Source organism: Variovorax sp. OV700 (assembly GCF_900099805.1).
Lineage (GTDB): Bacteria > Pseudomonadota > Gammaproteobacteria > Burkholderiales > Burkholderiaceae_C > Variovorax.
Genome location: NZ_FNDR01000008.1, coordinates 15,288 through 40,655 on the forward strand (window position 1 = coordinate 15,288; position 25,368 = coordinate 40,655).

25 protein-coding genes are annotated in these 25,368 nt (G+C 67.0%); 11 read left to right on the top strand and 14 right to left on the bottom strand.

Annotation, left to right across the window (positions count from 1 at the left end):
* Complete coding sequence (locus tag BLR24_RS18800) at positions 1–786, bottom strand: SDR family oxidoreductase (RefSeq protein WP_093019636.1); 786 nt, start codon at positions 784–786, stop codon at positions 1–3.
* A gap of 26 nt (positions 787–812) precedes the next feature.
* Between BLR24_RS18800 and BLR24_RS18805 the strand changes: the two genes are divergently transcribed.
* Both BLR24_RS18805 and BLR24_RS18820 read left to right on the top strand, forming a co-directional pair.
* Positions 813–1,925 carry a class I SAM-dependent methyltransferase gene (locus tag BLR24_RS18805; RefSeq protein ID WP_093019638.1) on the top strand — a complete coding sequence of 371 codons (1,113 nt, stop codon included), beginning with the start codon at positions 813–815 and terminating at the stop codon, positions 1,923–1,925.
* Between the two features lie 624 nt (positions 1,926–2,549).
* Complete coding sequence (locus BLR24_RS18820) at positions 2,550–3,437, top strand: TauD/TfdA dioxygenase family protein (RefSeq protein WP_093019640.1); 888 nt, start codon at positions 2,550–2,552, stop codon at positions 3,435–3,437.
* A 24-nt stretch (positions 3,438–3,461) separates the two neighbouring features.
* Here BLR24_RS18820 and BLR24_RS18825 read toward each other — a convergent pair whose 3' ends face one another.
* Positions 3,462–3,860, bottom strand: coding sequence for a DUF5329 family protein (locus tag BLR24_RS18825; RefSeq protein WP_254787436.1), 399 nt, complete (start codon positions 3,858–3,860; stop codon positions 3,462–3,464).
* A gap of 110 nt (positions 3,861–3,970) precedes the next feature.
* On the opposite strand from BLR24_RS18825, the gene hisN reads away from it, so the two are divergent.
* Genes hisN through BLR24_RS18840 form a run of 3 tightly spaced genes read left to right on the top strand, consistent with a single transcriptional unit; the run spans position 3,971 to position 5,935 of the window.
* Positions 3,971–4,774: a histidinol-phosphatase gene (hisN, locus tag BLR24_RS18830; RefSeq protein ID WP_093019642.1), complete on the top strand. Its 804-nt coding sequence runs from the start codon at positions 3,971–3,973 to the stop codon at positions 4,772–4,774.
* Positions 4,771–4,965, top strand: coding sequence for a DUF2905 domain-containing protein (locus BLR24_RS18835; protein ID WP_021005700.1), 195 nt, complete (start codon positions 4,771–4,773; stop codon positions 4,963–4,965). Before hisN ends, BLR24_RS18835 begins: the two co-directional genes overlap by 4 nt.
* 43 nt (positions 4,966–5,008) lie before the next feature.
* Complete coding sequence (locus BLR24_RS18840; protein WP_093019644.1) at positions 5,009–5,935, top strand: ROK family protein; 927 nt, start codon at positions 5,009–5,011, stop codon at positions 5,933–5,935.
* On the opposite strand, the gene BLR24_RS18845 is transcribed toward BLR24_RS18840, so the two are convergent.
* Positions 5,908–7,434: an aminotransferase-like domain-containing protein gene (locus tag BLR24_RS18845; RefSeq protein WP_093019646.1), complete on the bottom strand. Its 1,527-nt coding sequence runs from the start codon at positions 7,432–7,434 to the stop codon at positions 5,908–5,910. The two genes, BLR24_RS18840 and BLR24_RS18845, sit on opposite strands and share 28 nt — an antisense overlap.
* Before the next feature lie 174 nt (positions 7,435–7,608).
* Between BLR24_RS18845 and BLR24_RS18850 the strand changes: the two genes are divergently transcribed.
* Positions 7,609–7,950, top strand: coding sequence for a hypothetical protein (locus BLR24_RS18850; RefSeq protein ID WP_093019648.1), 342 nt, complete (start codon positions 7,609–7,611; stop codon positions 7,948–7,950).
* A gap of 19 nt (positions 7,951–7,969) precedes the next feature.
* Here the strand turns inward: BLR24_RS18850 and otsA are convergent, their stop codons facing one another.
* The 7 genes from otsA to BLR24_RS18885 form a co-directional block, all read right to left on the bottom strand.
* Complete coding sequence (otsA, locus tag BLR24_RS18855) at positions 7,970–9,355, bottom strand: alpha,alpha-trehalose-phosphate synthase (UDP-forming) (RefSeq protein WP_093019650.1); 1,386 nt, start codon at positions 9,353–9,355, stop codon at positions 7,970–7,972.
* 22 nt (positions 9,356–9,377) lie between these two features.
* A complete protein-coding gene (locus tag BLR24_RS18860; protein WP_093019652.1) occupies positions 9,378–11,300 on the bottom strand; it encodes a glycoside hydrolase family 15 protein in 1,923 nt (640 codons plus the stop codon).
* Positions 11,297–12,073 carry a trehalose-phosphatase gene (gene otsB, locus BLR24_RS18865; RefSeq protein ID WP_093019654.1) on the bottom strand — a complete coding sequence of 259 codons (777 nt, stop codon included), beginning with the start codon at positions 12,071–12,073 and terminating at the stop codon, positions 11,297–11,299. The genes BLR24_RS18860 and otsB overlap by 4 nt, the downstream gene beginning before the upstream one ends.
* A 103-nt stretch (positions 12,074–12,176) precedes the next feature.
* Entirely contained in the window at positions 12,177–13,436 is a 1,260-nt protein-coding gene (locus BLR24_RS18870; RefSeq protein ID WP_093019656.1) for a multifunctional CCA addition/repair protein, read from the bottom strand.
* A 45-nt stretch (positions 13,437–13,481) separates the two neighbouring features.
* Positions 13,482–14,165 carry a glutathione S-transferase family protein gene (locus BLR24_RS18875; protein WP_093020164.1) on the bottom strand — a complete coding sequence of 228 codons (684 nt, stop codon included), beginning with the start codon at positions 14,163–14,165 and terminating at the stop codon, positions 13,482–13,484.
* Between the two features lie 92 nt (positions 14,166–14,257).
* Positions 14,258–14,821 (bottom strand): MgtC/SapB family protein, encoded by a 564-nt coding sequence (locus BLR24_RS18880; protein ID WP_093019658.1) that lies wholly within the window; start codon positions 14,819–14,821, stop codon positions 14,258–14,260.
* Position 14,822: 1 nt separating this feature from the next.
* Positions 14,823–16,853, bottom strand: coding sequence for a lytic transglycosylase domain-containing protein (locus BLR24_RS18885; RefSeq protein WP_093019660.1), 2,031 nt, complete (start codon positions 16,851–16,853; stop codon positions 14,823–14,825).
* 9 nt (positions 16,854–16,862) lie between these two features.
* Here BLR24_RS18885 and BLR24_RS18890 point away from each other — a divergent pair, with 9 nt between their 5' ends.
* Positions 16,863–17,480: a 5-formyltetrahydrofolate cyclo-ligase gene (locus tag BLR24_RS18890; RefSeq protein ID WP_093019662.1), complete on the top strand. Its 618-nt coding sequence runs from the start codon at positions 16,863–16,865 to the stop codon at positions 17,478–17,480.
* A 100-nt stretch (positions 17,481–17,580) separates the two neighbouring features.
* Here BLR24_RS18890 and BLR24_RS18895 read toward each other — a convergent pair whose 3' ends face one another.
* The gene (locus BLR24_RS18895; protein WP_093019664.1) at positions 17,581–18,564 is read right to left on the bottom strand and encodes a LysR substrate-binding domain-containing protein; all 984 of its coding nucleotides are present in this window, start codon (positions 18,562–18,564) and stop codon (positions 17,581–17,583) included.
* 166 nt (positions 18,565–18,730) lie between these two features.
* Between BLR24_RS18895 and BLR24_RS18900 the strand changes: the two genes are divergently transcribed.
* On the top strand, positions 18,731–19,051 hold the full coding sequence (locus tag BLR24_RS18900; protein ID WP_093020166.1) for a DUF2917 domain-containing protein: 321 nt from the start codon (positions 18,731–18,733) through the stop codon (positions 19,049–19,051).
* Positions 19,052–19,103: 52 nt separating this feature from the next.
* On the opposite strand, the gene BLR24_RS18905 is transcribed toward BLR24_RS18900, so the two are convergent.
* The gene (locus BLR24_RS18905) at positions 19,104–19,508 is read right to left on the bottom strand and encodes a BLUF domain-containing protein (RefSeq protein ID WP_093019666.1); all 405 of its coding nucleotides are present in this window, start codon (positions 19,506–19,508) and stop codon (positions 19,104–19,106) included.
* 160 nt (positions 19,509–19,668) lie between these two features.
* On the opposite strand from BLR24_RS18905, the gene BLR24_RS18910 reads away from it, so the two are divergent.
* Positions 19,669–20,370, top strand: coding sequence for a Crp/Fnr family transcriptional regulator (locus BLR24_RS18910; RefSeq protein ID WP_254787441.1), 702 nt, complete (start codon positions 19,669–19,671; stop codon positions 20,368–20,370).
* Positions 20,371–20,386: 16 nt separating this feature from the next.
* Here BLR24_RS18910 and BLR24_RS18915 read toward each other — a convergent pair whose 3' ends face one another.
* Entirely contained in the window at positions 20,387–21,274 is an 888-nt protein-coding gene (locus tag BLR24_RS18915) for a DUF6279 family lipoprotein (RefSeq protein ID WP_254787443.1), read from the bottom strand.
* Between BLR24_RS18915 and glmU the strand changes: the two genes are divergently transcribed.
* On the top strand, positions 21,273–22,706 hold the full coding sequence (gene glmU, locus BLR24_RS18920) for a bifunctional UDP-N-acetylglucosamine diphosphorylase/glucosamine-1-phosphate N-acetyltransferase GlmU (protein ID WP_093019672.1): 1,434 nt from the start codon (positions 21,273–21,275) through the stop codon (positions 22,704–22,706). The genes BLR24_RS18915 and glmU overlap by 2 nt on opposite strands.
* Positions 22,707–22,734: 28 nt before the next feature.
* On the opposite strand, the gene BLR24_RS18925 is transcribed toward glmU, so the two are convergent.
* On the bottom strand, positions 22,735–23,220 hold the full coding sequence (locus tag BLR24_RS18925) for an Lrp/AsnC family transcriptional regulator (RefSeq protein ID WP_093019674.1): 486 nt from the start codon (positions 23,218–23,220) through the stop codon (positions 22,735–22,737).
* 138 nt (positions 23,221–23,358) lie between these two features.
* Between BLR24_RS18925 and glmS the strand changes: the two genes are divergently transcribed.
* Positions 23,359–25,239 (top strand): glutamine--fructose-6-phosphate transaminase (isomerizing), encoded by a 1,881-nt coding sequence (gene glmS / locus BLR24_RS18930; RefSeq protein ID WP_093019676.1) that lies wholly within the window; start codon positions 23,359–23,361, stop codon positions 25,237–25,239.
* Positions 25,240–25,368 lie beyond the last annotated feature (129 nt).

Consider the following 25,368-nt stretch of genomic DNA (forward strand, 5'->3'; position numbering starts at 1 on the left):
TCACATCAGCGAGAAGTCGCGGTCGAATTTCATGAGGTGCTGGCCCCCGTCCACCAAGAGCGTGGTGCCGGTGATCGAGTTGTTCTCCAGCGCGAACTTCACTGTTGCCGCCACGTCGGTCGGCGTTGAAGAGCGGCCCAGCGGCGACAGCTTGTGCAGCTGCGAAAACTTGGCCTCGTCGAGCATGTGGCTCGGCAGCGTGAGGCCGGGCGCCACGCCCACCACCCGCACGCGCGGCGCCAGCGCCATGGCCAGCATGGGCGTGGCGGCTTCGAGTGCGGCCTTGGAAAGCGTGTAGCTGAGAAAGTCGGGGTTCGGGTTCCAGAGCTTCTGGTCGAGCAGGTGCACCACCGCGCCCTGCGCGTCGCGCAGCGCCAGATGGTCGCGCAGCGCCTGCGCCAGCAGGATGGCCGCGCCGGTGTTGCTGCGCGCATGGCGCTCCATGAGCGCGTAGCTGAAGCTGGCCGCATCGTCGTGCTCGAAGAGCGCCGCACTGTGGACCACGGCATCGACCCCGCCGAAATGCGCTGCCACGCGCGGCAGCAAGGCGCGGGTGGCGCCTTCGTCGAGCAGGTCGGCCTCGAAGACCGCCGAACTGCCCGAGAGGCCCGCGCAATCGGCCGAAGTTTGCTCGGCTTCGGCCCGCGAGCTGCGGTAGTGCACCGCCACTTGCCAGCCCCCTGCGGCCAGCGCCAGCGCGATCTCGCGGCCCAGCCGGCGTCCGGCACCCGTGACGAGGACGGTGCGGCGGGCCGGAGTAACAGGAGGAAGAGGCACTGTGCTCATGCGGAGAGAGAAGGGAGAATCGGGGCGTGACGATAAAGACGACAAACAGTTTACCCATCGCCCTCGATACTTTGATTGCCCGCGCGGTGGAACGCGCCGGCGGATGGATCGGCTTCGACCGCTTCATGGCGCTGGCCTTGTACGCGCCGGGGCTGGGCTACTACGCCAACAGCTCCGCCAAGTTCGGCCACATGCCGTCTTCGGGCAGCGACTTTGTGACGGCGCCCGAACTCACGCCCATGTTCGGCCAGGCCCTCGCGGCCCAGGTGGTCGAAGCACTGGAGAAGACTGGCACCGACACGGTCTGGGAGTTTGGCGCCGGCTCGGGCGCGCTCGCGGTGCAGCTGCTGCACGCGCTTGACGATATGGGCCGCAGCGATGTGCGCTACCGCATCGTCGATCTGTCGGGCACCTTGCGCGAGCGGCAGCAGCAGGCGCTGGTGCGTTACGCCGACCGCGTCGATTGGCTCGGCGAGCTGCCGGAATCGATGCAGGGCGTGGTGGTCGGCAACGAGGTGCTCGACGCGATGCCGGTGCAACTGCTGGCGCGCGTGGGCGGCCAGTGGCATGAGCGCGGCGTGGTTCGCAATGCAAGCGGCAATGGCTGGACCTGGGCCGATCGCGCCACCGAACTCCGGCCGCCCTTCGAGGTGTCGGGCGAGCATGACTACCTCACTGAAATCCATCCCCAGGCCGAGGCCTTCGTCGCCACTTTGGCGGACCGCCTGACCGAAGGCGCGGCTTTTTTCATCGACTATGGTTTTCCAGAGGGCGAGTACTACCACCCGCAGCGCCACATGGGAACGGTGATGTGCCACCGGGCGCACCAGGCCGATGGCGATCCGCTGTCCGACGTGGGCTACAAGGACATCACGGCGCACGTCAACTTCACTGGCATTGCGCTGGCGGGACAGGAAGCGGGGCTCGAGGTGCTGGGCTACACGAGCCAGGCGCGGTTTCTGCTGAACTGCGGGCTGCTTTCGAGGATGGAGCAAGGCACGACCGCAGAGCGGGGAATGGCGGCTCGGCTCATCCATGAGCATGAGATGGGGGAACTGTTCAAGGTGGTGGGGTTTGCTGTTGGCGAGCCTTGGGATGCGATGGGGTTTGTGGAGGGGGATCGGAGTCATACGCTTTGACTCTTCGAGCTGTTGGCCTTGTTTGCTTCCCGAGGCCGGGATATCCGCCCGGCGGCGGACTTACTTTCTTTTGCTTCGCCAAAAGAAAGTAAGCAAAGAAAAGGCGACCCTACTGTCTGCGTCCCTTCGCTGCGCTACGGGCAACCTGCGGTGCTCGACTCCGGCGGGGGTCCGCAGAACTCGCTTCGCTCAGACAGCTGCGGCCCTGATCCCGCCTGCATCTGCGCTCCTCGGCGCATACAGAAGGGGTGGGAGCGGGCAGCCTTCGCTCTCGCTCGGCCCCAAGACCAACAGCCAATGCCAACCCCCGCGGCGCGCAGCGCCGCGGGGGCCTGGTGGCCGAGCGAAGCAAAGGCCCGTGTGGTTTGCCCGCCCCTCTGTATGCGCCGAGGAGCGCAGGGTTTCGCGGATCAGGGCTCGCAGCTGTTTGAGCGAAGCGAGTTCTGCGAGACCCCGCGAAACCCGAGCACCGCAGGTTGCCCGCAGCGAAGCGGAGGGTCGCAGACAGTGGGGTCGCCCGCCGGGGCGAGTCCCGGCCTCGGAACTCAAACAACCGACAACGGCAAATAAGCTACCAACAAAGATTTCGTTGAGAAACCACCCCTGAAAACCTACATTGGCGGTATGACCGCTTCTCAAAGCAAAGCCGGCCCCGCTTCGCAGCACTTCGAAGTGCGCCCCTTCCCCGCCCCCGTAGGCGCAGAAATCCTCGGCCTGGACATCTCCAAGCCCATCAACAACGAAGATTTCGCCCGCATCCACCGCGCGCACCTCGACCACCACGTGCTCGTGTTCCGCAACCAGCAGATCACCCCCGCCGAGCACATCGATTTCAGCCGCCGTTTCGGCCCGCTCGAAATCCACGTGCTGCACCAGTTTCATTTAAAGAACCACTCCGAGATCCTGATCGTCAGCAACATCAAGGAAAACGGCGAGCCCATCGGCCTGGGCGATGCGGGTGCCTACTGGCACTCCGACCTGTCCTACAAGCCCCAGCCGAGTCTCGGCTCCCTGCTGCATGCGCAAGAGCTGCCGAGCGAAGGCGGCGACACGCTCTTCGCCGACCAGCATCTCGCGTGGGAGGCTCTGAGCCCGGATCTGCAGCAACGCATCCTGCCGCTCAAGGCCGAGCACAGCTACCTTGCCAAGTACGAAGAGCTGCGCGCCAAGAACCCGTGGCGGCCGAAGCTCTCGCAGGCGCAGGTCGACCAGGTCACGCCCGCCGTGCAGCCGGTGGTGCGCACGCATCCCGAGACGGGCCGAAAAGCGCTGTTCGTCAGCGAGCATTTCACGACGGGCATCGTCGGCCTGCCGCAAGAGGAGAGCGACGCGCTGTTGGCCGAGCTGTTCGCGCACAGCGTGAAGCCCGAGTTCGTGTATCGCCACCGGTGGGCGCCGCACGACCTGGTGTTCTGGGACAACCGCTCGCTGATGCACCTGGCGGCCGGCACGCCCGACCAACTGCGCCGCCGCCTGAACCGCACCACCATCGCCGGCGACACGCCGTTCTGAAAAGGAACGGCGGGCCGATCCTTTTCAGCTGGCGGCAGGTTTGCCACCGCCCTTGCGCAGCGTGCGCAACTCAGCGTTGAGGAACTCTTTGGCATCCCTCACTGCGCCGTTCGGCATCTTCACCTGGTAGGGCTTGCCCGTCATCTCGGAACGCGACGCGCAGCGGTCGATGAAGTCTTCCGCGGTGACGATCTCGTCTTTGAAGTGATCGAACTTGGCTTGCATGTGCTTCGCGGCGTCGGCGGCGTTGTGCTCGTCGCCATTACGCATGAAGGTCATCGTCTTCATGTTCGAAACGCGCAGGATCAGCGTGTCGATGAGCTTCTGCTCCGACACGGACGGGGTGGCCTGCGCCAGCGCCGCAGCGGCACCAAGCAAAAGTGCTAACAGTGCGGTGCGCAGAAACCGGAAGGAAGACAGCATGGGTTGGAGAAGGAGAAGGAGTTCCGGACCATGCTAGAGCGGGGGCCCCCGGCATGTCAAACCGGCCCGCCTCGGGTCTAATTGCAGTTTTTGGCACGCGTGTCTTCTCCATGAGCCCCCCGACCCCCGATCTTTTGTCGATTGCCAATGCGCTGGCCGACGCGGCCGCCGCGCAATCAATGCATTACTTCCGCACGCCGCTCGACATCGTCACCAAGGCCGATGCGAGCCCCGTGACGCTGGCGGACCGCGCCGCCGAGACGGCCATGCGCGAGATACTGGCCGAGCGTGCCGCGGCCGATGGCATCTTCGGCGAGGAGCACGGCCTCGAGCGCCTCGACGCCAAGCGCGTCTGGGTGCTAGACCCGATCGACGGCACGCGCAGCTTCATCACCGGATCACCGCTCTGGGGCACGCTGATCGGCGTGCTGCAAGGCCCGCGCGTGGTGCTCGGCATGGTCGACATGCCGGTACTGAAAGAGCGCTGGATCGGCCAGCCCGGCAAGGGCGCGACGCGCGACGGCGAGCCGGTGCGCGCAAGCAGCTGCACCGAGGTGATCAAGGCGCGCATCGTCACCACCTCGCCCGACATCTTCGCGCCGGACGATTGGCAGGCCTTCGACCGGCTCAGCCGTCAGTGCGCGATGCGGCGCTTCGGCGGCGACTGCTATGGCTACGCCCAGCTGGCCGGCGGCACCATCGATCTGGTGGTGGAAACCGGCCTGCAGCCCTATGACTACCTCGGCCCTGCTGGCCTGATCGAAGCCGCGGGCGGCGTCATCACCGACTGGCAGGGCCAGCCGCTGGGGCTCGAGTCCGACGGCCGCGTGATCGCCGCCGCCACGCCTGAACTCCACGCGCAGGCGATGGCCATCCTCGGCGCAGGCTTGAATCGGCCTAGACTGTTTCCATGATCCGCTGGCTGATCGTCGTCGTCCTTGCCCTGGTGCTCATGAGCGGCCTCACCGCCTGGCTGCGCCGGTTCGGCTTCGGGCGGCTGCCCGGCGATTTCGAATTTCGCGCTTTCGGCCGCGACTGGCAACTGCCGATCTCCAGCACCCTGGTGCTCAGCATGATCGCGGCGCTGGTGGCGCGCTTCATCTAGCGCAACCGATGAACCCAATGTCCGAAAAGAGAAGAACCACGCAATGAGAGTCTGCGTCGACATCGGCGGCACCAAGGTGGCCGTGAGCCTTTCCCCCTCGAGCGATGCGCCTCTTGTCGGCCGCCGCAGCGAGCCGACCGCCAAGACCGGCGACAACGATGCGGTGGCCGTGCAGATCATCCGGATGATCGAGGAAGCTTGCGCCGAACACGGCGTCGATGCCGCCTCGATCGACCGCGTGGGCGTCTCGTCGACGGGGCCCTTCGAACTGCGTGACGGCCTGGTGGAACTCGCCACGCCGAACATCTGCGGCGGCATTGCAGGCCCGGCGCGCGGCCTGCCCAACAACTGGATGACGGCAATCATCGAAGCGCCGCTGGCCCGGCGTTTCGGCAGCGTGCGGGTCGAGAACGACGCGGTGGCGGCGCTCGAGGCCGAGCGCCAGTGGGGTGCGCTCAAGGGGCTGGACCATTGCGCCTACGTCACCTGGAGCACCGGCGTGGGCGTGGGCCTGTGCGTCGACGGCCGACCGCTGCGCGGCAAGAACGGCAACGCCGGACATGCGGGCCACAGTTTCGTGGCGGACGACGCGAGCGGCGCGCTCTGCGGCTGCGGCAACCTTGGCGACGTGGAGGCATTGGTGGCCGGCAACTCCATCGCGCGCCGCTTGGGGCAGCCTGCGCCCGAGCTGTTTGCGGCCGCGTCGGGTGGAGAAGCCCACGCCGTCGAGATCGTCGATGCCTTGTGCCGCGTCATGGGCCGGATGATCTACAACCTGGTGGCCACGCTCGATCTCCAGCGCATCAGCCTGGGCGGCAGCGTGTTCTGGCACCACCGCGAATTTCTGCTGCCACGGCTGCAGGCGCAGGTCGACGGCAAGCTGCTGCCGCTCACGCGTGGCGTGATGCTGGTGCCTGCCGGGCTCGGCGAAAAGGTCGGCGACTACGCGGCCCTCGCACTGCTCGACTGAAGCCTGCGCACTTCGGGCGGCCAGGCGGTCGCGGCGGGCGATGCCGTCCCTGCGCCGGCGCCGCGGCTCAGCGTCTGGATGATCTGGCCCAGCCGGCGCAGGCCGGTGTCTACCGCCTCGCCGTAAGGCCAGCCGCAATTGATGCGCAGGTAGTGGTCGAAGCGCGACGAGTTGGAGAACAGCGTGCCGGGCGCCACCACGATCCGTTCGACCAGCGCCGCATCGAAGACCCTTGAAGAAGAAAGCCGTTCGGGCAGCTCGACCCACAGCTGCAGCCCGCCGGGCGGCAGGTTGATGCGCGTGCCCGCGGGAAAGTAGCTGGCAATCGCATCGGCGGTCTGCTCGCGCTGCGTCTTGAGGCAACCGCGCAGATGGCGCAGATGGCGGTCGTAGGCGCCGGTGCCCATGAAGAGGCCCGCCGCGCCTTGCGAGAGCCCTTCGTTGTTGCGCGTCTGCGCAAACTTGAGCATTTCCACCCGCGCCTGCCAGCGTCCGGCCGCGATCCAGCCCAGCCGCAGGCCGGGCGCAAGAATCTTGTGCAGCGATGCGCAATGAATCACGTTGCCGCTGATGTCCCACGACTTGAGTGCGCGCGGCGGCGTCGGGGCGTCGACCAGTTCGCTGTAGGTGTCGTCCTCGATCAGCGGAATGGCATGCCGCTCGCACAGCTGCGCCAGCCGCGCCTTGTGGGCGTCGGGCATCACGCTGCCCAGCGGGTTCTGCAGGTGCGGCACCACCACCACGGCCTTGATGTTGTCGTAGGTGCTGATTGCAAGCTCCAGCGCCTCGATCGAAAGGCCGGTCTGCGGACTGGTCGGGATTTCCAGCGCGCGCATGCCGAGGCTTTCGAGCACCTGCAGCAGGCCGTAGAAGGTAGGAGACTCCACCGCCACCGTGTCGCCCGGCTGAGCCACGGCGCGCAGCGCGAGGTTGAGCGCCTCGATGCAGCCGTTGGTGACCAGGATGTCGTCCGGCGAGATCGCCATGCCCACGCGCAGACTGCGCTGCGCAAGCACCTCGCGGAACTGGCGATGGCCTTTCAGCGGCGACGCGACCGTCAGCATCTCGGGCTGCTGGCGCAGCATGCGCGTCATCGCATTGCGAAGCGCCTCGGCGGGATACAGCTCCGGTGCGCCGCGCGCGATGGAGAGGTTGAGCTTTTCGGAAATCTGCCGGCGGCGCGCCACGAACTCCGAGACCTTGGCGTGGATGCCCACGTACTGCGCCGGATCGGGCGGCACGCCGGCTGCGGGCTCCTCCATGGGCGCAATGGCCAGGCGCCGGGGCCGACGCACGAAGTACCCCGAGCGGTCTCGCGCCTCGACCCATCCATCGCTCTCCATCGTGCGGCACAGCTGCAGCGCGGTCGAAAGGCTGATGTCGTGCAGCCGCATCAGACTGCGCAGCGACGGCAGCTTGTCGCCCTGCTTGAGCGAGCCGGTGTGAATCGCGTCCACGTAGTGCGCTGCGAGCTGGCGGTAGAGCGGTAGCGAATCCATGGCGTCGATGCTCCCCCTATCGCGCATCCGAAAACAGATGCAGTTGCAAAGGAAAACGACCATAACAGATGCGCCGTGCCCGCCACTGTTCCGGTGCGAATCGCCTTGCCGTGTGCCTGTTTTTTGGGCGCCCGAATTCCTACGATGACCGCATCAACTCCGGAAGGTGCGTCCATGTCCCCCCTCACTCTCGACCGACTGCCCGATACGGTCTCCCTGCAACCGGGCCAGGCCTTGCGCACCTCGCTCGACCCCGCCACCTGGCTCGAGATGCTGGAGGGCCACGCCCAGCTCGTGTCGCCGCCTTCATGGTTCGGCGACACCGTGTTCACCGTGAAGACTGCGCTGGCCGAGGGCGACGTGCATCGCCTGGAACGCGGCGGCTGGATCGAGCTGTCGGCGCTCACGCCGGTGCGGCTGCGGGTTCATGCGCCGCAGCAGGCCCCGGCACCGGCGGCCCGGCCCACCGAGACCCGGCCCGTCATGCGCCTGGTGCGGCTCTTGACCGGCACCTGAACGGGCTGCCGCGTTCTGTCTAGCGCTGGCTCGCGGCGTGCCGCAGCGCTTCGAGAAAGGTGCGCCGCCACCAATGGATGTCTTGCTCGCGAATGCGAGACAAGAGCTTCTGGTGCCGCTCACGCCGCTCTTCCAGCGGCATCTGCAGCGCCTGCTGCACGGTTTCGGCCGTGCCGTGCGTGTCGTACGGATTCACCAGCAGCGCCTCCTTCAGCTGCTCCGCCGCGCCGGCAAAGCGCGACAGAACCAGCACGCCCGGGTCGGCCGGGTCTTGCGCCGCGATGTATTCCTTGGCGACCAGGTTCATGCCGTCGCGCAACGGCGTCACCAGTCCGACCGCCGCCGCGCGGCACAGCCCCGGCACGCGCTTGCGCGCCACCATGCGGTGGATGTAGCGCACCGGCATCCAGTCGAGCTCGCCGTAGTCGCCATTGATGGCGCCGCACAGCGATTCGAGCTCGCGCCGGATGTCGCCGTAAGCATCGACCGTTTCGCGCGTGGGCGATGCAATCTGGATCAGCGTGGCGCTGCGCCGGTTCTCGGGGTAGTTGGCCAGCAGTTCGCGAAAGGCCCGCACCCGCTGCGGAATGCCCTTGGAGTAGTCGAGCCGGTCGATGCCCAGCAGCAGCCGACGCTGCGAATATTCGCGCTTCATGGTCTCGAACATGTCGCGAGACTCTTTGGCGTGCGTGAGCGCCGCGAACTCGTCGACGTCGATGCCGATTGGGAAGGTGCTGCAGCGCACCGTCTGCCCGTAGGCGCGGTACATCTCGTCGCCCAGGTATTCGCCATGCGCCTCGTTGCGCACGTAGTGCTCGAAATGCTGCACGTCCTGCTGCGCCTGGAAGCCGATCAGGTCGTAGGAAAACAGCGAGCGCATGAGCCATTCGTGCTGCGGAACGGCGGCGATGATGATCTGCGGCGGCAGCGGAATGTGCAGGAAGAAGCCGATGCGCTGCCGGCAGCCCATGGCGCGCAACTCGGCCGCGAGCGGCATCAGGTGGTAGTCGTGGATCCAGATGATGTCGTCGTCCTTCAGGAGCGGCATCAGCTTGCGCGCGAACAGCTGGTTCACGCGCCGGTAGCCGCCGATGAAGCCGGCATCGAAATGGGCGAGGTCGAGGCGGTTGTGGAACACCGGCCACAGCACGTCGTTGCTGTAGCCCAGGTAGTAGCTGTCGTGGTCCTCGCGGCTCAGGTCGATGGTGGCCAGGGTGACCTTGCCGGCCTGCAGCACGTGCAGCTCGCCTTCGCCCGTGGGGCCGTCCTCGACGATCTGCCCGCTCCAGCCGAACCACAGGCCGCCGCTTTGCTGCAGGCTTTCGCCGAGCGCAACGGCCAGGCCGCCCGCGGCCGGCTTGCGCGGATCCGCGACGCGGTTCGATACAACGACGAGCCGGCTCATGGGTGCACTCCTGGCGCGGCGCTCATATGCACGAGTCCCAAGGAGCCGACAGCCGCACGGCCGCATTGATGATGCCAACCATCGAATAGGTCTGCGGAAAGTTGCCCCACATCTCGCCCGTGACCGGATGCGTGTCTTCCGACAGCAGGCCGAGTGGGTTGCGCGCCGCGAGCATGGTCTCGAAGATCTGGCGCGCCTCGGCCTTGCGGCCGATCTTGGCCAGTGCGTCGATGCGCCAGAAGGTGCAGATGTTGAAGGCCGTCTCGGGCTTGCCGAAGTCGTCGGCCGCTTCGTAGCGGCGCATGTAGGGGCCATCGCAGAGCGACTTTTCCATGGCATCGACGGTCGAGATGAAGCGCGGATCGCGCGCGTCGATCAAGCCCACCTCCACCATCAGCAGGATGCTGGCATCGAGTTCGTGGCCGCCAAAGCTTTCGGCGAAGGCCTGGCGCTCCTCGCACCATGACTTGTCGAGGATTTCTTCCTTCATGCGCGCGGCATGGCCGTGCCAATAGGCGGCGCGTTCGGGCAACTCCAGCGCACGTGCGATCTTGGCGAGCCGGTCGCAGGCGGCCCAGCTCATCAGTGCCGAACTGGTATGCACACGGGCTCGCGTGCGCAGCTCCCACATGCCGGCATCGGGCGTGCCGTACACGCGAATCGCCTGTTCACCCACGGCTTCCAGGTGCGGAAACTCGGCCACGCCCGCGCGGGCGAGCAGGCGGTGGTCGTGAAAGGCCTGCGCCGCACCGAGCACGATGTTGCCGTAGACGTCGTGCTGAAAGTGCTCCTGCGCCTGGTTGCCCACACGCACCGGGCCCATGCCGCGGTACCCCGCGAGGTTCTCGACCATCGACTCCGGCAGTTCGCGCTCCAGCCCGATGCCGTACAGCGGCTGGATGTGCTCGCCGTGCGAACCGATCACCACGTTGCCGAGCCAGCGCAGGTAGTCTTCCATGGTGCCCACTTCGCTCAGCGAGTTGAGCGCGCGCACCACGAAGAAGGCATCGCGCAGCCAGCAGTACCGGTAGTCCCAGTTGCGCTGGCTGCCCGGCGCCTCGGGAATGCTCGTGGTCATGGCCGCGACGATGGCGCCCGTGTCTTCGTACAGAGAGAGCTTGAGCGTGATGGCCGCGCGGATCACCGCGTCCTGGTATTCGAACGGAATGGCCAGGCGCTTGCTCCAGGTGCGCCAGTAGGAGATGGTTTCCTGCTCGAAGCTGCGCGCCGTGTCGGCAATGCCTTCGAGCAGCGTCTCGTCCACGCCGAACATGAAGTTGTATTCGCGCGAGATCACGAAAGGCTGGCGCGAAAGAATGTGCGAAATCGAGGCGTCGGTATTGAGCCGCAGCGTCACGTCCGGCCCCACGTAGCGGATGTGGTTGCTGCCGCGCGTGACCTCAAGCGGCGCCGTGGCACCCCACTGGAAGCGCGGGTCGAGCGCCACCCGGATGCGCGGCGCGCCGGCAATCGGCCGCACGCGGCGCACCATCGTGAGCGGCCGGAAGTAGCGCGAGCGGCTGTAGAAGCGCGGCGCAAAGTCGGTGATCTCGATGCCCTGGCCGGCGCTGTCGTAAAGCTGCGTGCGCAGCACCGCCGTATTGGGCTCGTACCACTGCTTGCTGGAGGCGAAGTCCTCGATCTCGATGGCCCAGGCGCCGGCATCTTCCTCGGGGTGCAGCAGGGCGTTGAACACCGGGTCGCCGTCGAAGCGCGGCAGGCAGCACCACACGGCGCGCCCGCGGGCGTCGATGATCGCGCTGTAGGCGCAGTTTCCGATCACGCCCACGTTGAGCGAAGGCTCGGCCGACGGCCCGAAGCCGCGCGGCACGGCCTGCACCGCGGCATGCGGGTCGACGGGCGCCGTCCCGGCGGGCCTGGCCGCGCCGGAAATGGAAGCGCCTGCGCGATCTTCGGGTGCCTTCGACAATTGCATCTCGCTCATTCAGGGTTCCTTGGGGACTCATTCTTCTTCTTTTTTGGCGCGGCCAGCAGGTCGCGCATCTGCACCAGCCATTCGTAGACGGCGCGGGGCGATTCCAGCCGGTGCAGTGCCAGGCTCGGGCCCGAACCGACCTTGATGCCGACACCGCCGCGCGGCTGAACGACCGCGAAGCCGCTCTCGTCGGTGGTGTCGTCGCCCGCAAAGACCGGCACGCGCCCCGCGAACGGAGCCTCGTTCATGAAGGCCTCAATGGCAATCCCCTTGTTGACGCCCGTTGGCTTGACCTCGAACACGAACTTGCCGTGCATCAGCTCGAGATACGGTCGGCCCGTGATGGCGCGCGACATGGCGTCCCTGCACACGGCCTCCAGCTGCGGCGCGAGCCTGTAGTGCAGCGCGATGGCCGCGTGCTTTCGCTCGACCAGCAGGCCTTCGTGCACGCGCGCCAGCTCATTGGCGATGTCGAGAATGGGTACGAGGTCGGGCGCGTGCTGTTCCTGCATGCGGCCCTGCGAGTCGCGCCGCTGCACGCCGTGTTCGCCGGCTGCCGGCAGTCGCAGTGGCGCAAGAAAACGGTCGATGGCGTCGATCTGGCGCCCCGACACCACGGCCAGGGCACCGCCGAGCTGGTCGCGCAGGTCTTGCAGCAGTGCCACCAGCGCAGGGGGGACCTCGATGGCTTCCGGAGTGGGCGCAAGCGCGACCAGCGTGCCGTCGAAGTCAAGAAAGAGGGCGGTGTCTCGGCCCAGCGGGGGAGGCGTCTGAGAGGGCATTGGCATCGGTGAAAACCATAACACGGGCCTGGCATTTGCCGTGTCGGCCAAAGCCCCGCGCGCGTTTGGGCGGCGCAGGGCGCCGTCGCACTCGAATCGGGCTTCAGCCCAGCAACGCCGCCACGGCCTCGACCCGGGCGCGATGGATCGCCTCGCCGATCTGCGGGCCGGCGGCGCCCGACTGCTGTGCCGCCCGCGCCACCGCGTCGGTGGCCACGCCGGTGGCCGCGGAGAGCACTGCAAGCAGCCGCTCGCGCTGCGGATAGGGCTGGTCTTCGAATCCGAGCCGGCCGCGCGAGTCGCACTCGCAAGCCAGGAGCACGTCGGCGAAACGGGCCGGTTTGCGGAAGGCGTCGCAACGCTCCAGCAGGCGCACCAGCTCCGGCGCTTCGAGCTCGCTGCTGCCATGGATGTTGCCGTGCTCGCGCGCCACCACCTCGGCCAGCTCGCGGACATCGACCGGCACGCGCCAGCGATCGCACACCGCCTGCAGCAGTTCGACACTGCGTTTCTCGTGGCCGGCATGGCGCGGCAGCTCCTCGGGATTCGTCGTGCCCTTGCCGAGATCGTGCATCAGGCAGGCGAAGCGCACCGGCAGCGACGCATCGAGCGTGGCGCTGGTGTCGACGACCATCATCAGGTGCACGCTGGTGTCGACCTCGGGATGATGCTCCGCGGACTGCGGCACGCCCCAGAGCCGGTCTACCTCGGGCAGCAGCACGGCCAGCGCGCCGCAGGCACGCAGTACTTCGAACATGCGCGACGGGCGGGTTTCCATCAGGCCGCGCGCCAGTTCCTGCCACACGCGCTCGGCCACCAGCGCATCGGCTTCGCCGGCCTCGACCATCTCGCGCATCAGGGCCATGGTTTCGGGTGCGACCGAGAAATCGTCGAAGCGCGCAGCAAAACGGGCCACCCGCAGGATGCGCACCGGATCTTCGCGAAAGGCGTCGGTCACATGGCGCAGCAACCGCTGCTCCAGGTCGCGCCGGCCATGGAAGGGATCGGCCAGCTTGCCGGGGTCGGGCTCGAAGCTGCCATCGGCCTGCACGAACTCCGCGGGCATGGCGATGGCGTTGACCGTGAGGTCGCGCCGCGCCAGGTCTTGCTCCAAGGTGACGTCGGGCGAGGCATGCACGGTGAAACCCCGGTAGCCGGGAGCGCTCTTGCGCTCGGTGCGGGCCAGGGCGTATTCCTCGCGCGTGCGCGGGTGCAAAAACACCGGAAAATCGCGTCCCACGGGCAGGTAGCCGCGCGAGACCATTTCTTCGGGCGTCGCACCCACCACCAGCCAGTCGTGGTCCGACACCGGCCGCCCGAGCAGCCGGTCGCGCAGCGCACCGCCGACGAGATAGGTTTTCATGCGCCCAGTGTAGGGATACGGCGGCTCCCCTGAACCCGACGAGGCTCAGCGCCCGGTGCGGTAGGGCTCCTCGAACTGCAGGAAGTCCTTCTCGGCCAGTGCATCATCGATCCATGCCTTGATGCCCGGCAAAGCTTGTACCCGCTCGATGTAGGCCGAGACGGCCGGTGTCACCGGCAGCCCATAGGTCTTGATGCGCGTGCCGACCGGCGCAAAGTAGGCATCGGCAATGCTGAATTCGCCGAACAGCAACGGGCCGCCATGCGCGTCGAGCAGGCCGGTCCACATCTGCACGATGCGGTCGATCTCGTCCTGCAGGCCGGGGTTGTCCTTCAGCAGCCGCACGCCGACATGGGCCAGCGAAGCCTCGATGTTCATGCCGCACAGGTTGCGAAGGTTGCTGAAGCCCGAGTGCATCTCGGCGCAGACGCTGCGCGCGCGGGCCCGGTCGGCCACGGCGCGGGGCCAGAGCTGCTTGTCCGGAAAGCTCTCGGCCAGGTATTCGGCAATGGCCAGCGTGTCCCACACCACCAGGTCGCCGTCGACCAGCACCGGCACCTTCGCCACGGGATTGAGGGCGCCGATGGTGTTCTTGAACTGCGACTCGGCTTCGAAGGAGTCGAAACGCACCATCACCTCTTCGAACGGGATGCCGGCCTGCTTCATGAGCACCCAGGGCCGCATGGACCAGGACGAGTAGTTCTTGTTGCCGATGTAGAGCTTGCGCATCATGTGATCCCGCGGTTCGGATGAGAAACCTTCGATGCTAGCGCGGCCGTGCGCGTGGATTGATGCCGAAGCCTGCGCTTATTGATGCGGGTTCAGCGCGGCGGCCGGTCCTCGGGTGGAACGATCACGCGGGGCGCCTCGCCGGCCTTGCCTTCACCCCTCGGCGGCCCGACCATGCGCTCGATCAGGTCCACCAGGCGCGGCACCAGCGCAAGCACGGCCAGCGCGAGCAGTGCGCTCAACACCGCGGTCACCTCGCGGCCGAGCCCGCAGGCCATGCCGATGGCGGCCGTCATCCACAGCCCGGCGGCGGTGGTGAGGCCTTGCACCTGGTGTTCGTCCCGACCCTGCTTGAGGATGGTGCCGGCGCATAGAAAGCCCACGCCTGCCACCAGGCCCTGGATCACCCGGCTCATGTCGGCCGGCACGATGCCGGTCTGCTGCGGAATCAGCACGAACAGCGCCGAGCCGATGGCCACCAGCATGTGGGTGCGCACGCCCGCCGCCTTGCCGTGCTGCTCGCGCTCGAAGCCCAGCATGAAGCCGAGCACCGCCGCAAGCATCAGGCGAACGACGATGCGCGTGAGCTGGGCGACGTCGCCCACGTCCGAGAACTCGGCCGCAATGGTGTCGAGCACCTCGCCGGCCCAGCTCATCTCAGGGGAGGTCCTTGTTGGGCTCGGGCTCCGAGGCGTCGCGCGGGCCGACCCGGCCGAGGCGTTCTTTCAGCGACTGTGGACGTCCGCTGATCAGCGCCGCGTAGTTGGTGGTGTTGGCCAGCACCTTCTTCACGTAGTCGCGCGTCTCGTTGAAGGGCACGTTCTCGGCCCAGATCGCGGCCTCCATCACCGGGCCGTTGCGCCAGCTGCGCGGCCGGCCCGGGCCGGCGTTGTAGGCGGCGGCAGCCAGCGCCATGGAACCGTCGAAGTCGTCGAGCGCGAGCTTCAGGTAGTTGGTGCCGATGGTGATGTTGGTCTCGCGGTCGTTGATCTGCCCCGGCGTGAAGTCGTTCATGCCGATCTTGCGCGCGGTCCAGCGCGCCGTGGCCGGCATCACCTGCATCAGGCCCGAGGCCCCCACGCCCGAGCGCGCATCCATGATGAAGCGGCTTTCCTGGCGGATCAGCCCGTAGACGTAGGCCGGGTCGAGCCCGATGTCCTGGCTCTTGCGCAGCACCGTGTCATGGAACGGCATGGGGAAGCGCTGCTCGACGTCGATCACGCCCTTGGTGCGCTCGCTGGTGTTGATGCAGCGGTCCCACACCTCGCGCTGGCAGGCGAAGTCGGCCGCAGCCAGCAGCGCGCGGTCGTCCATGCCGCCCTTGTCGTGCAGATTGGTGGCGTAGTTCCATTCGCGCGTGCCCTCGGGGCGCAGGCCGATGGCAATGGCATAGAGCGCGCGGTTGAGCGCGATGTTGCTGCGCGCGACGCCTTTCTCTTCGGGCGTGAGCGGTGCCGGCCGGGTGGGCACCACGGTGCGCTGGCCGAGTTCTTCGAGCGCCAGCATTTCATAGAAGCCGCGCGTGCCGGCGATGGTCTGGTAGAGCTCGCGCGCCTGGGCGCGGCGGTCGTCGCCGCCCGCGGCGCTGAGGGCGCGTGCCTTCCAGTAGACCCAGGTCGACTCTTGCTGGGCGGTTTCGCTCATGGCGTTGATGGCGGGCGCCACCTCCTTCCACTGGCCGGCGCGCAGCGCGGCGCGCACCCGCCAGCCGAGCATGTCGTCGGACAGGTCGCCGTTCTTCGTGACGTTGGCAAAGTAGCTGCCGGCCAGCGGCGAGAGCTTGCCAGCAGCCTGGCGGCCGATGGTGCCCCAGAGCCAGTTGCGCTCTTCGGCCGAAAGCATCGGTCCCCACTTGCTGTCCAGCTGCGATGCGGCCTGGTCCGGGTCGGCCATGGCGACCTTGATGAGCGCCAGCACCACCAGTTCCTTGCGCGACTTGGCGGCCACGAAGGCGCGGCCGGTCAGGAACTTGGCCGCGCTGGCATTGAGCTCTTCGAACAGCGGCAGCGCATCGGGCGCGGCAATGGTCACGGCGCCGCGCGCGGCCTGCGGGCGATTGGCCTCCATGGCCAGTCGCGCCTTTTTCCACGCGTCGTTGGGCGACATCAGCCGGGCCGCGACCATGCGGTCGGCGGCGGTAAGGCAGCCGTCGTCCGCCTCTTTCTGGCTGAACCAGCTGCGGCGCACGTCGTCGGCCTGGGCTTGCGTGGCACTGCCGGAGCGCAGGGATTCGACCAGGATGGCGTAGCAGCGCACCTGCGCGTCGTCGCCCATGCGGAACCCGGCCACGGCGGATGAGAAACCGTCCCAGTCGCGGCGCTGGCCCAGCAGCAGCAGCCAGTCATTGCGCAGCCGGTCTTCCTGGTAGGTGCCGGGGTAACGGGCGAAGAAATCCTGCACCTCGTTGGCCGAGGCTTCCTGCAGCCGGGCCTTGAGCTCCCAATAGGCGGCCCAGGGTTCGAGCGCATGGCCGCGCGCTTGCGGCAGCAGGGCCGCCAGGCGGCCTTTGTCGCCGCGCTGAAAGGCCTGCTTCATCTGGATGAGCACGTCGTCATTGGTGTTTGTCTGCGCACTTGCCGGCTGCTGCGAGAGCAACGCGGCTGCGAACAAGACGGCGGAAAAAAGGAGTGCGGGCGCCGCGCGGAGCGGGCGATGGCACATGGGTGCCAAAATGCTTGGGAACTGCATCGGGGGATTATGGACAAGTCAAAGGATGCCGACACCTCGGCGACCACGAGTTTTCTCAAGGATCAGGTGCGAAAAGCGCTGATCGAGCAGCGCCTGGCCATGCCCGACCGGCTCGCCAGGGCCGACCTGCTGCAGCGGGTGATGCGGATCTGGCTGGTCGGCCGGCCCGACACCGTGATCGGCGCCTACTGGCCGATCAAGGGCGAGTTCGATCCGCTGCCCGCCTTGCACCGCTGGAAGGAAGACGGCGAGCTCATCGACGAACCGCAGCGCCGCCGCATCGGGCTGCCGGTGATGAACAAGGTGCACAAGACGCTGACCTTTCATGCCTGGTACCCGGGGTGCCAGATGGAGGAAGACGCCTACGGCATTCCCAAGCCCAAGGACACCGAGCTGATCGTGCCAACGCTGCTGTTCGTGCCCTGCGTGGGCTATAGCGCGGGCGGCTACCGGCTGGGCTATGGCGGCGGCTTCTACGACCGCACGCTGGCGGCGCTGGAGCCGCGCCCCTACACCGTGGGGCTGGGATTCACGAACGGCTTTCTCGAAGATTTCGAGCCGGGACCGCACGACCTGCCGCTCGACGCCATCCTGAACGACAACGGCGTGGTCTGGCCGACGTCTTGAGCCCCCCGGCTTTTCACTTCGTGTAACTCCACCCCCCGAGGGGGAGGCGTGGCCCGCCTTGGGGCGGCCCGGCGGCGGCCACCTCTCGCTGATGCTTCGTTCAGTCGATGTTGTCGACCGTGTCCGGATCAGGCACTTCGCCGATGGTCTCGCGCGTGGTGACGGCCTGGGTCTGCAGCCAGTCCCAGAAAGCCTTGATTTCCGGCCGCAGCGCGTTGCGCGGCCCGGCGATGAGCCAGTAGCCCATCGGCGAATCCATGCGGTGCTGTGGCAGCACCTCGACCAGGTCGCCGTTGGCCAGGCTTTCCGCGATGAGCGAACTGCGCGCCAGCGTCACGCCCTGGCCCGTGAGCGCCGCCTGAACCATCTGGTAGGCGTAGTTGAAATAGAGCCAGCGCTTGGGCTGCGCCCGTTCCAGGCCATTCACTTCGAACCAGCGCCGCCAAGTCAGCCATTCGAGGTGCGTGCGGTGCGCGTCGCCGGCCTCGATCAGCGTGAAGCGGGCGATGTCGGCGGGAGTCTTGATGGGCGGGCTGCTCTTCAATAGCCAGGGGCTCGCCACTGGCGTGAGGGTTTCGCCGAACAGGCGCACCGCGGTGGGCGGCATGGCTTCGCGCGTGCCGTAGCGCAGGGCGATGTCGACGTCGGCCACGTCCAGATCGACCGCCACGTCGCTGGCGTCGATGCGGATGTCGATCTCGGGGTTGTCGCGCTGGAAGGCCTCCAGCCTCGGGATGAGCCACATCGATGCAAAAGACGCAAAGGTGGTGAGCGACACGCTCTTGCGCCCCGCGCTCTGGCGAATCTGGCGCACGGCCGTATCGATGCGCGGCAGCGACTGCTGCACCGCGAGCAGCAGCTGCGCCCCCGCACTCGTGAGCTCCACCGCGCGCGTGTGGCGCAGGAACAGCGACACGCCTACTTCTTCCTCGAGCGACTGGATCTGGCGGCTCACGGCCGACTGCGTGAGTGCCATTTCTTCAGCGGCGGCCCGGAAGTTCAGGTGCCGGGCCACGGCCTCGAAGGCACGCAGGTGGCCGGCCGAGATGGGCCGGGAGCGCAGGTGGGTTTGGGAATGCTGCATGGATGAAGGCGTGGGCGGCCTCGGTTTCGATTGATGCGGATTCGGAATCAGTAGGCTACCTCGTTTTCATTGGACTGCCAACGGCACAAAAACGATCATTCATTCCCGAACTGCGCTATTGCCTCCGTCTGTGCCATCGCAATTCGGCAACGCCAAGGAGTTTCATATGTCTACCGCTGTCTGCACCAACCAATCGCTCGCTACCCTCGCGCCTGCCGCCCGTACCGCTACCGCCGTTCCGCCGGCCGTGCGCCGTGGTGCCTGGCAGATTGCGCCCGGCGAGGCGATGAGCCTGAAGGCGCGGTCGGCCAGCGTACTGCGGGTCAAGCAGGGCCGCGTCTGGATCACGCCGGACGCCACCTCGGCCGCCCCCAGCGAAGACCTGGTGCTGGCACCGGGCGAGTCGATGACCGTGGCCGCCGGCCAGCGCATCGTCATGGAAGCGTGGGACGGCTACGGCGCCACCTACTCGTGGGATCCGGCCTGAGCGCCTGGTTTCCCACAGACGGAAAGGCGGCCTCGGCCGCCTTTTTTGTTTTTCAGGCGTTGATGTCGAAGCTGGGCTGCAGCGCCAGGAAGTGCTTGAGCGCAGCTTCACCCTCCAGCGCATGCACGCCGGCCATGAGATGGGGGCCCTCGCTTTCGGCCAGACCCATGCCAAAGCCCGAGTAGCGGCGGGCTGCCAAGGGCCCGCGATAGACAACCCTGACGCTCGTATGCCTGGGATCTTGCGCGATGCGTTCCATCAAGGTTTCCACCGCGCCTTGCGGTCCTTCCAGGTGCTGGCAGAACCGCATGCCGTCGAAAACGAGCAGGCCGGTGATGCTGTGCTGGGCATTGCGGGCGCGGGCCTGGGTCACGATCGAGCCGACCGTGGCTGGCGGCAGGTCCTGCGTGAGCATGCTGCAATAAAAGACTTCGTGGAGAGCTGCTTCTTCTGTCATTGCGAAAGGGAGCGGAAAACGTGCGAAGTGTATGAAGCTCCGGCCCCCTGCGAAATGTAAAAAGACACAGGCGAAAAGCCTATAGTGGTGCGTGAAATTCGAGGACCATCCGCCGACTGCATCGCCGCCCCAGGGGCCGAATCCCTGCGATGACTGTGCCTTGCGCCAGCTCGAAGCCTTCTTGCCGGCCTCGGCCGAAGAACTGAAGATCATCCAGTCCTTTCGCGTCGGCTCCCGCCGCGTTCCGGCCGGCGGCGCGATCATCGAAGAGCATCGGCCGAGCGCCCAGCTGTTCACGCTTTATGCCGGATGGGCCTTTCGCTACAAGACGCTGGGCGACGGACGGCGCCAGATTCTCAATTTCTTGCTGCCCGGCGATTTCATCGGCCTGCAAGACGAGTTTGCCGATGGCCAGACGCACGGCGTGGAGGCCGTGACCGACACGACGCTCTGCGCGTTTTCGCGCGACAAGCTGTGGGAGCTGTTCCACGCCCAGCCCAAGCTGGGCTATGCGATTACCTGGCTTGCCGCGCGCGAGGAAAAACTGGTCGACGACAACCTGGTGACCGCCGGCCGGCGCAACGCAAGCGAGCGTGTGGCCATGCTGCTGATGCACTTGTACCGCCGGGCGCAGCGCGTGGGCATGGAGCGCGACGGCTGGGTCGAGTTTCCGTTCAACCAGCAGCACCTGGCCGATGCGCTGGGACTCTCGCTGGTGCACACCAACAAGACGCTGCGAAGGCTGCAGAACCTCGGCCTCTACAAGCTCGATGCAGGATGGCTGCGCATTCTGGAGCCGCGCGCGCTCGAAACGCTGGGCGACTATTTCGAGCGTCCCCTGCGGCCGACGCCGCTCATCTAGCGGCGCGGCTTCGAATTCATCGCGCAGCCGCCAGCTGCCGCACATCGTCCTCGTAGGCCTGCAGCCGCCGCACCGCCCGTTCGCGCTGGCTCGCGCTGGTGGTGTTGTGCAGCGCCGCCAGGTTGCGGCAGCCTTCCTGCAGCAGCGCCTGTTGCTGATCGCGCCCCGGTCCCAGCGGCGGGGCGGCGACGCGCATCACCCAGGCATGAATGGCGGCGCGCGCTTCGGCCGCCGACGGCCTGCTGGCGTTGAGGCGGCGCAGCATTTCAAGCGTCTGCTGCTGGCCCCTGCGGCGCCCGGCATCGATCACCCGCGGGTCGAACCCCGATTGCGCCACCTGCCGCCGAACCAGGTCGCGCTGCTCCGGGGTGAGCCGGCCGTAGAAATCTTCCAGGCGATCGAGGTATTTTTCGTAGCGTTTCTCCTGGACCTCGGCGGCGCTGCGGTCGAGCCATTTCTTGCGGTATTCGGCGTTGACCTTGGCGTACTTGCGCTCCAGCTGCAGCAACTGGGCCTCGCCCAGGCTCAGGGCCAGCTCGGTGCCCGCCGTCTCTGCGCGCTCGGCCACGGCCAGCAGGCGCTCGCGGATCTGGTCCGCCATGCGGCAGGCCTGCGCCGCGGTCACGTCGCCCGGTGCCATGGCTTGCGCTTCCTGCAGCAGGGCGGCCACGCGGGGGAGTTCGTTCTGCCGGTGCCAGGCCTGCAGTTGCGCGAGTTCGTCGCGCACCTTGGGCGTCTGAGAGCCGTCGAAGTCGAGGTAGGCGTCCAGCCACCAATAGCTCACCTCGGGAAGATTGTTGTAGGCCAGCTTGACCGCACTGCATGCCCCGAGCGCGGCGGCCACCAGCAGCACACCGATAATTCGCGCCAAGTTGGCGCCACTCATTCGGGTAGAAAGAAGCATGAATCAGATTCCGCAGGACAACCAGGGACCCATCGACGTCGTCATCATGGCGGCCGGCAAAGGCACGCGCATGAAGAGCCGGCTGCCCAAAGTGTTGCATCGATTGGCCGGGCGTGCACTCCTTGCGCACGTGACCGACACTGCCGCGCGCATCGGCGCCCGCCACGTGGTTGTGGTCACCGGCCATGGCGCAGCGGAGGTCGAGGCCGCCATGTCCGCCACCGGCGCCGCGTTGCAGTTTGCACGCCAGGAGCCGCAGCTCGGCACCGGCCATGCGGTGCAGCAGGCGGTTCCGCTCCTGCCCGACGACGGCACGGTGCTGGTGCTGTCGGGCGACGTGCCGCTGATCGGCGAGGAAACGCTGCGCGCGCTGATCGCCGCCAGCGCAGGCCAGCGGCTCGCGCTCCTGACGATCGAGTTCGACGATCCCACGGGCTATGGGCGCATCGTCCGCGCGGAAGGGCAGGGCGGGCAGGGCGCCGGCGAAGTCACGGCCATCGTCGAACAGAAAGACGCCACCGAGGCACAGCGCCAGATCCGCGAAATCTACAGCGGCGTGATGGCCGTGCCCGTCGGCCTCCTCAAAGGCTGGCTTGCGCGGCTGGACAACCGCAACGCGCAGGGCGAGTACTACCTCACCGACATCGTCAAGCTGGCCGCTGCCGACGGCGTGCCGGTGGTTGCGCACGTGATCGGCGATGCGCTCCAGGTTGCGGGCATCAACAGCCCCGCGCAGCTGGCGGCTCTCGAACGGGCGTGGCAGCTGCGCCAGGCCGATGCGCTGATGGCGCAAGGCGTGCGGCTGGCCGACCCGGCGCGCTTCGACGTGCGCGGCACGCTGGCCTGCGAGGCCGACGTCGAGATCGACGTCAACTGCGTGTTCGAGGGCTCGGTGTATCTGGGCGAAGGCGTGCGCATCGGTGCCAACTGCGTGATTGCCAATGCACGCATCGAAGCGGGTGCGGTGATCCATCCCTTCACCCACATCGACGGCGAAAAGACCGGCGTGACCGTGGGCGAAAGGTCGCTCGTCGGCCCCTTCGCGCGGCTGCGGCCTGGCGCCCAACTGGGCACCGAGGTGCACATCGGCAACTTCGTCGAGGTCAAGAACTCGACCCTGGCCGACGGTGCCAAGGCCAATCACCTGGCTTATCTGGGCGACGCCAGCGTGGGCCAGCGCGTCAACTACGGAGCGGGGAGCATCACCGCCAACTACGACGGCGCGAACAAGCATCGCACGGTCATCGAGGACGACGTGCACGTGGGCAGCAACTGCGTGCTGGTGGCGCCCATCACCATCGGTGCGGGCGGCACCATCGGCGGCGGGTCCACGGTCAACAAGTCGACCGCGCCCGGGGCGCTCACCGTGGCGCGCGGCAAGCAGGTGAGCTTTCCAAACTGGAAACGCCCGCAGAAGACGCCCAAGGCCTGATCGCCTGCAGCAAGCAAACAAGCTGCGCTCAGGGCGCGAGCGGCACCTTGGGATCGAACTTCGCGCGCTTGAGGCTGAAAAAAGCCTTCACGTTGCGCACGTTGGCGTCGGCGGTGAAGAGCCGCTGCGCCAGCGCGCCGTAGTCCGGCATGTCGCGGGCGGCCACCACCAGCACGAAATCCGGTCCCGGCGAGACGCGCCAACACTGCTGAACGGCGTCGTCGGCGATCACGCGCGCCTCGAATGCGTCGAGCGCCGCCGTGTCTTGCCGGTCGAGCGATATCTCAACCACCGCCTGCAAGCCGTGGCCCAGCGCAGCAGCCAGCCGATCGGGTGAGAGCAGGGCAATCTGGCGCTCGATGAGCCCCTCTTGCCGCAGCCGCTGAACGCGGCGCAGGCAGGTGGGCGGCGAAATGCCGACCTCGGCGGCAAGGCGCTGATTGGTCTGCGAGGCGTCCTGCTGCAAGGCGTCGAGCAAGCGGAGATCTATTGCATCGAGGGAAATCGATTCCATATATGAACAAATTATGGAATAAAAAACCATGCAGGTAGATGAGTGAAATAAAAATTCAAAATCAACCAAATTGCGAGCGCATATTTTTCGCGTCGCTCTCTACCATCAGGCCTCCTCTTCATTCAAAGGAAGCTCACCATGTGCGGCATCGTCGGCGCAGCGTCCCATCGCAACATCGTTCCGGTCCTCGTCCAGGGCCTGCAGCGGCTCGAATACCGAGGCTATGACTCCTGCGGCGTGGCGGTTCACGCGGGCGGTCTCACGCGGGCGCGCACCACGTCGCGCGTGGCGGATCTCGTGACCCAGGTGCGTGAAGACCACGTCGAAGGCCTGACCGGTATCGCCCACACGCGCTGGGCCACGCACGGCGCGCCCGCCGTGCACAACGCGCACCCGCATTTCAGCCACGGGCCCGGCCCCGATGCGCAGGGCACGCGGCCCGGCCGTATCGCGCTGGTGCACAACGGCATCATCGAGAACCACGAAGCCCTGCGCGCGGCGCTCGAAGCCAAGGGCTATGTGTTCGAGAGCCAAACCGACACCGAGGTCATCGCCCACCTGGTCGACAGCCTCTATGACGGCGACCTGTTCGAGGCCGTGAAGGCCGCGGTGCTGCAGCTGCACGGCGCCTACGCCATTGCCGTGATCTGCCGGGACGAGCCGCAGCGCGTGGTCGGTGCGCGTGCGGGCTCGCCGCTCATCCTGGGCGCGGGCAAAGAGGGCGGCGAGAACTTTCTCGCGAGTGATGCCATGGCGCTGGCCGGCGTGACCGACCAGATCGTGTATCTCGAAGAAGGCGACGTGGTGGACGTGCAGCCCGGCAAATACTGGATCGTCGACCGCAACCACAAGCCCGTGCAACGCCAGGTGCGCACCGTGCAGGCGCACAGCGGCGCGGCCGAACTCGGCCCGTATCGCCACTACATGCAGAAGGAAATCTTCGAGCAGCCGCGTGCCATCGGCGACACGCTCGAAGGCGTGGCCGGCATCGTGCCTGAGCTGTTCGACGGCATCGGGCAGGACGGCACCACCGGTGCCAGCGCGTACCGTGTCTTCAAGGACATCGACAAGATCCTCATCCTTGCCTGCGGCACCAGCTATTACAGCGGCTGCACCGCCAAGTACTGGCTCGAAGGCATCGCAAAGATCTCGACGCAGGTCGAGATTGCGAGCGAATACCGTTATCGCGATTCGGTGCCCGACCCCAAGACGCTGGTGGTCACCATCAGCCAGTCGGGCGAAACCGCCGACACGCTGGCTGCGCTCAAGCATGCGCGATCGCTCGGCATGGAACAGACGCTCACCATCTGCAACGTGGCAACCAGCGCGATGGTGCGCGAGTGCAAGCTTGCGTACATCACGCGTGCGGGCGTCGAAATTGGCGTGGCCTCGACCAAGGCCTTCACCACGCAATTGGCCGGCCTCTTTCTGCTAACGCTCGCCATTGCCCAGAGCAAAGGCCGCCTGAGCGAAGCCGACGAGGCGCGATACCTGAAGGAGATGCGCCACTTGCCCGTGGCGCTGCAATCGGTGCTCGCGCTCGAGCCGCAGATCATCGGCTGGGCCGAAGACTTCGCGCGCAAGGACAACGCACTGTTCCTCGGCCGCGGGCTGCACTATCCGATTGCGCTGGAAGGCGCGCTCAAACTCAAGGAAGTGACCTACATCCACGCCGAGGCCTACGCCGCCGGCGAGCTCAAGCACGGCCCCCTCGCGCTGGTGACGAGCGAGATGCCCGTGGTGGCCGTGGCACCCAACGACATGCTGCTCGAAAAGCTCAAGAGCAACCTGCAGGAAGTGCGCGCGCGCGGCGGCGTGCTCTATGTGCTTGCCGATGGCGACACCAAGATCAAGGGCAGCGAAGGCCTGCACGTGATCCGCATGCCCGAGCATTACGGCGCGCTCTCGCCGATCCTGCACGTGGTGCCGCTGCAATTGCTCGCCTACCACACGGCCTGCGCACGCGGAACCGATGTCGACAAGCCGCGCAATCTTGCCAAGAGCGTGACGGTGGAGTGATTGCGAGGGGCGGTGGGCCGGGGGGCAATCGACTTGCTTCGGTATCAGCCCATGCACCCGCCGGTCGCGGTCTTTGCGCCTTCTCGCGTTGGACATCCTGCACACGGCGAGGGTGTGCATACTGCGCCC

What these genes read in the sequence shown, in the direction of transcription:
- BLR24_RS18835 (WP_021005700.1), top strand. Translation starts at nt 4,771, where the DNA reads ATGATCCGCTGGCTGATCGTCGTCGTCCTTGCCCTGGTGCTCATGAGC.
- BLR24_RS18845 (WP_093019646.1), bottom strand. Translation starts at nt 7,434, where the DNA reads ATGGATTCGCTACCGCTCTACCGCCAGCTCGCAGCGCACTACGTGGAC.
- BLR24_RS18900 (WP_093020166.1), top strand. Translation starts at nt 18,731, where the DNA reads ATGTCTACCGCTGTCTGCACCAACCAATCGCTCGCTACCCTCGCGCCT.
- BLR24_RS18915 (WP_254787443.1), bottom strand. Translation starts at nt 21,274, where the DNA reads ATGCTTCTTTCTACCCGAATGAGTGGCGCCAACTTGGCGCGAATTATC.
- BLR24_RS18800 (WP_093019636.1), bottom strand. Translation starts at nt 786, where the DNA reads ATGAGCACAGTGCCTCTTCCTCCTGTTACTCCGGCCCGCCGCACCGTC.
- BLR24_RS18890 (WP_093019662.1), top strand. Translation starts at nt 16,863, where the DNA reads ATGGACAAGTCAAAGGATGCCGACACCTCGGCGACCACGAGTTTTCTC.
- BLR24_RS18820 (WP_093019640.1), top strand. Translation starts at nt 2,550, where the DNA reads ATGACCGCTTCTCAAAGCAAAGCCGGCCCCGCTTCGCAGCACTTCGAA.
- otsB (WP_093019654.1), bottom strand. Translation starts at nt 12,073, where the DNA reads ATGCCCTCTCAGACGCCTCCCCCGCTGGGCCGAGACACCGCCCTCTTT.
- BLR24_RS18850 (WP_093019648.1), top strand. Translation starts at nt 7,609, where the DNA reads ATGTCCCCCCTCACTCTCGACCGACTGCCCGATACGGTCTCCCTGCAA.
- BLR24_RS18860 (WP_093019652.1), bottom strand. Translation starts at nt 11,300, where the DNA reads ATGAGCGAGATGCAATTGTCGAAGGCACCCGAAGATCGCGCAGGCGCT.
- BLR24_RS18875 (WP_093020164.1), bottom strand. Translation starts at nt 14,165, where the DNA reads ATGCGCAAGCTCTACATCGGCAACAAGAACTACTCGTCCTGGTCCATG.
- BLR24_RS18870 (WP_093019656.1), bottom strand. Translation starts at nt 13,436, where the DNA reads ATGAAAACCTATCTCGTCGGCGGTGCGCTGCGCGACCGGCTGCTCGGG.
- BLR24_RS18840 (WP_093019644.1), top strand. Translation starts at nt 5,009, where the DNA reads ATGAGAGTCTGCGTCGACATCGGCGGCACCAAGGTGGCCGTGAGCCTT.
- otsA (WP_093019650.1), bottom strand. Translation starts at nt 9,355, where the DNA reads ATGAGCCGGCTCGTCGTTGTATCGAACCGCGTCGCGGATCCGCGCAAG.
- BLR24_RS18895 (WP_093019664.1), bottom strand. Translation starts at nt 18,564, where the DNA reads ATGCAGCATTCCCAAACCCACCTGCGCTCCCGGCCCATCTCGGCCGGC.
- BLR24_RS18825 (WP_254787436.1), bottom strand. Translation starts at nt 3,860, where the DNA reads ATGCTGTCTTCCTTCCGGTTTCTGCGCACCGCACTGTTAGCACTTTTG.
- BLR24_RS18905 (WP_093019666.1), bottom strand. Translation starts at nt 19,508, where the DNA reads ATGACAGAAGAAGCAGCTCTCCACGAAGTCTTTTATTGCAGCATGCTC.
- glmS (WP_093019676.1), top strand. Translation starts at nt 23,359, where the DNA reads ATGTGCGGCATCGTCGGCGCAGCGTCCCATCGCAACATCGTTCCGGTC.
- glmU (WP_093019672.1), top strand. Translation starts at nt 21,273, where the DNA reads ATGAATCAGATTCCGCAGGACAACCAGGGACCCATCGACGTCGTCATC.
- BLR24_RS18885 (WP_093019660.1), bottom strand. Translation starts at nt 16,853, where the DNA reads ATGCAGTTCCCAAGCATTTTGGCACCCATGTGCCATCGCCCGCTCCGC.
- BLR24_RS18880 (WP_093019658.1), bottom strand. Translation starts at nt 14,821, where the DNA reads ATGAGCTGGGCCGGCGAGGTGCTCGACACCATTGCGGCCGAGTTCTCG.
- BLR24_RS18925 (WP_093019674.1), bottom strand. Translation starts at nt 23,220, where the DNA reads ATGGAATCGATTTCCCTCGATGCAATAGATCTCCGCTTGCTCGACGCC.
- hisN (WP_093019642.1), top strand. Translation starts at nt 3,971, where the DNA reads ATGAGCCCCCCGACCCCCGATCTTTTGTCGATTGCCAATGCGCTGGCC.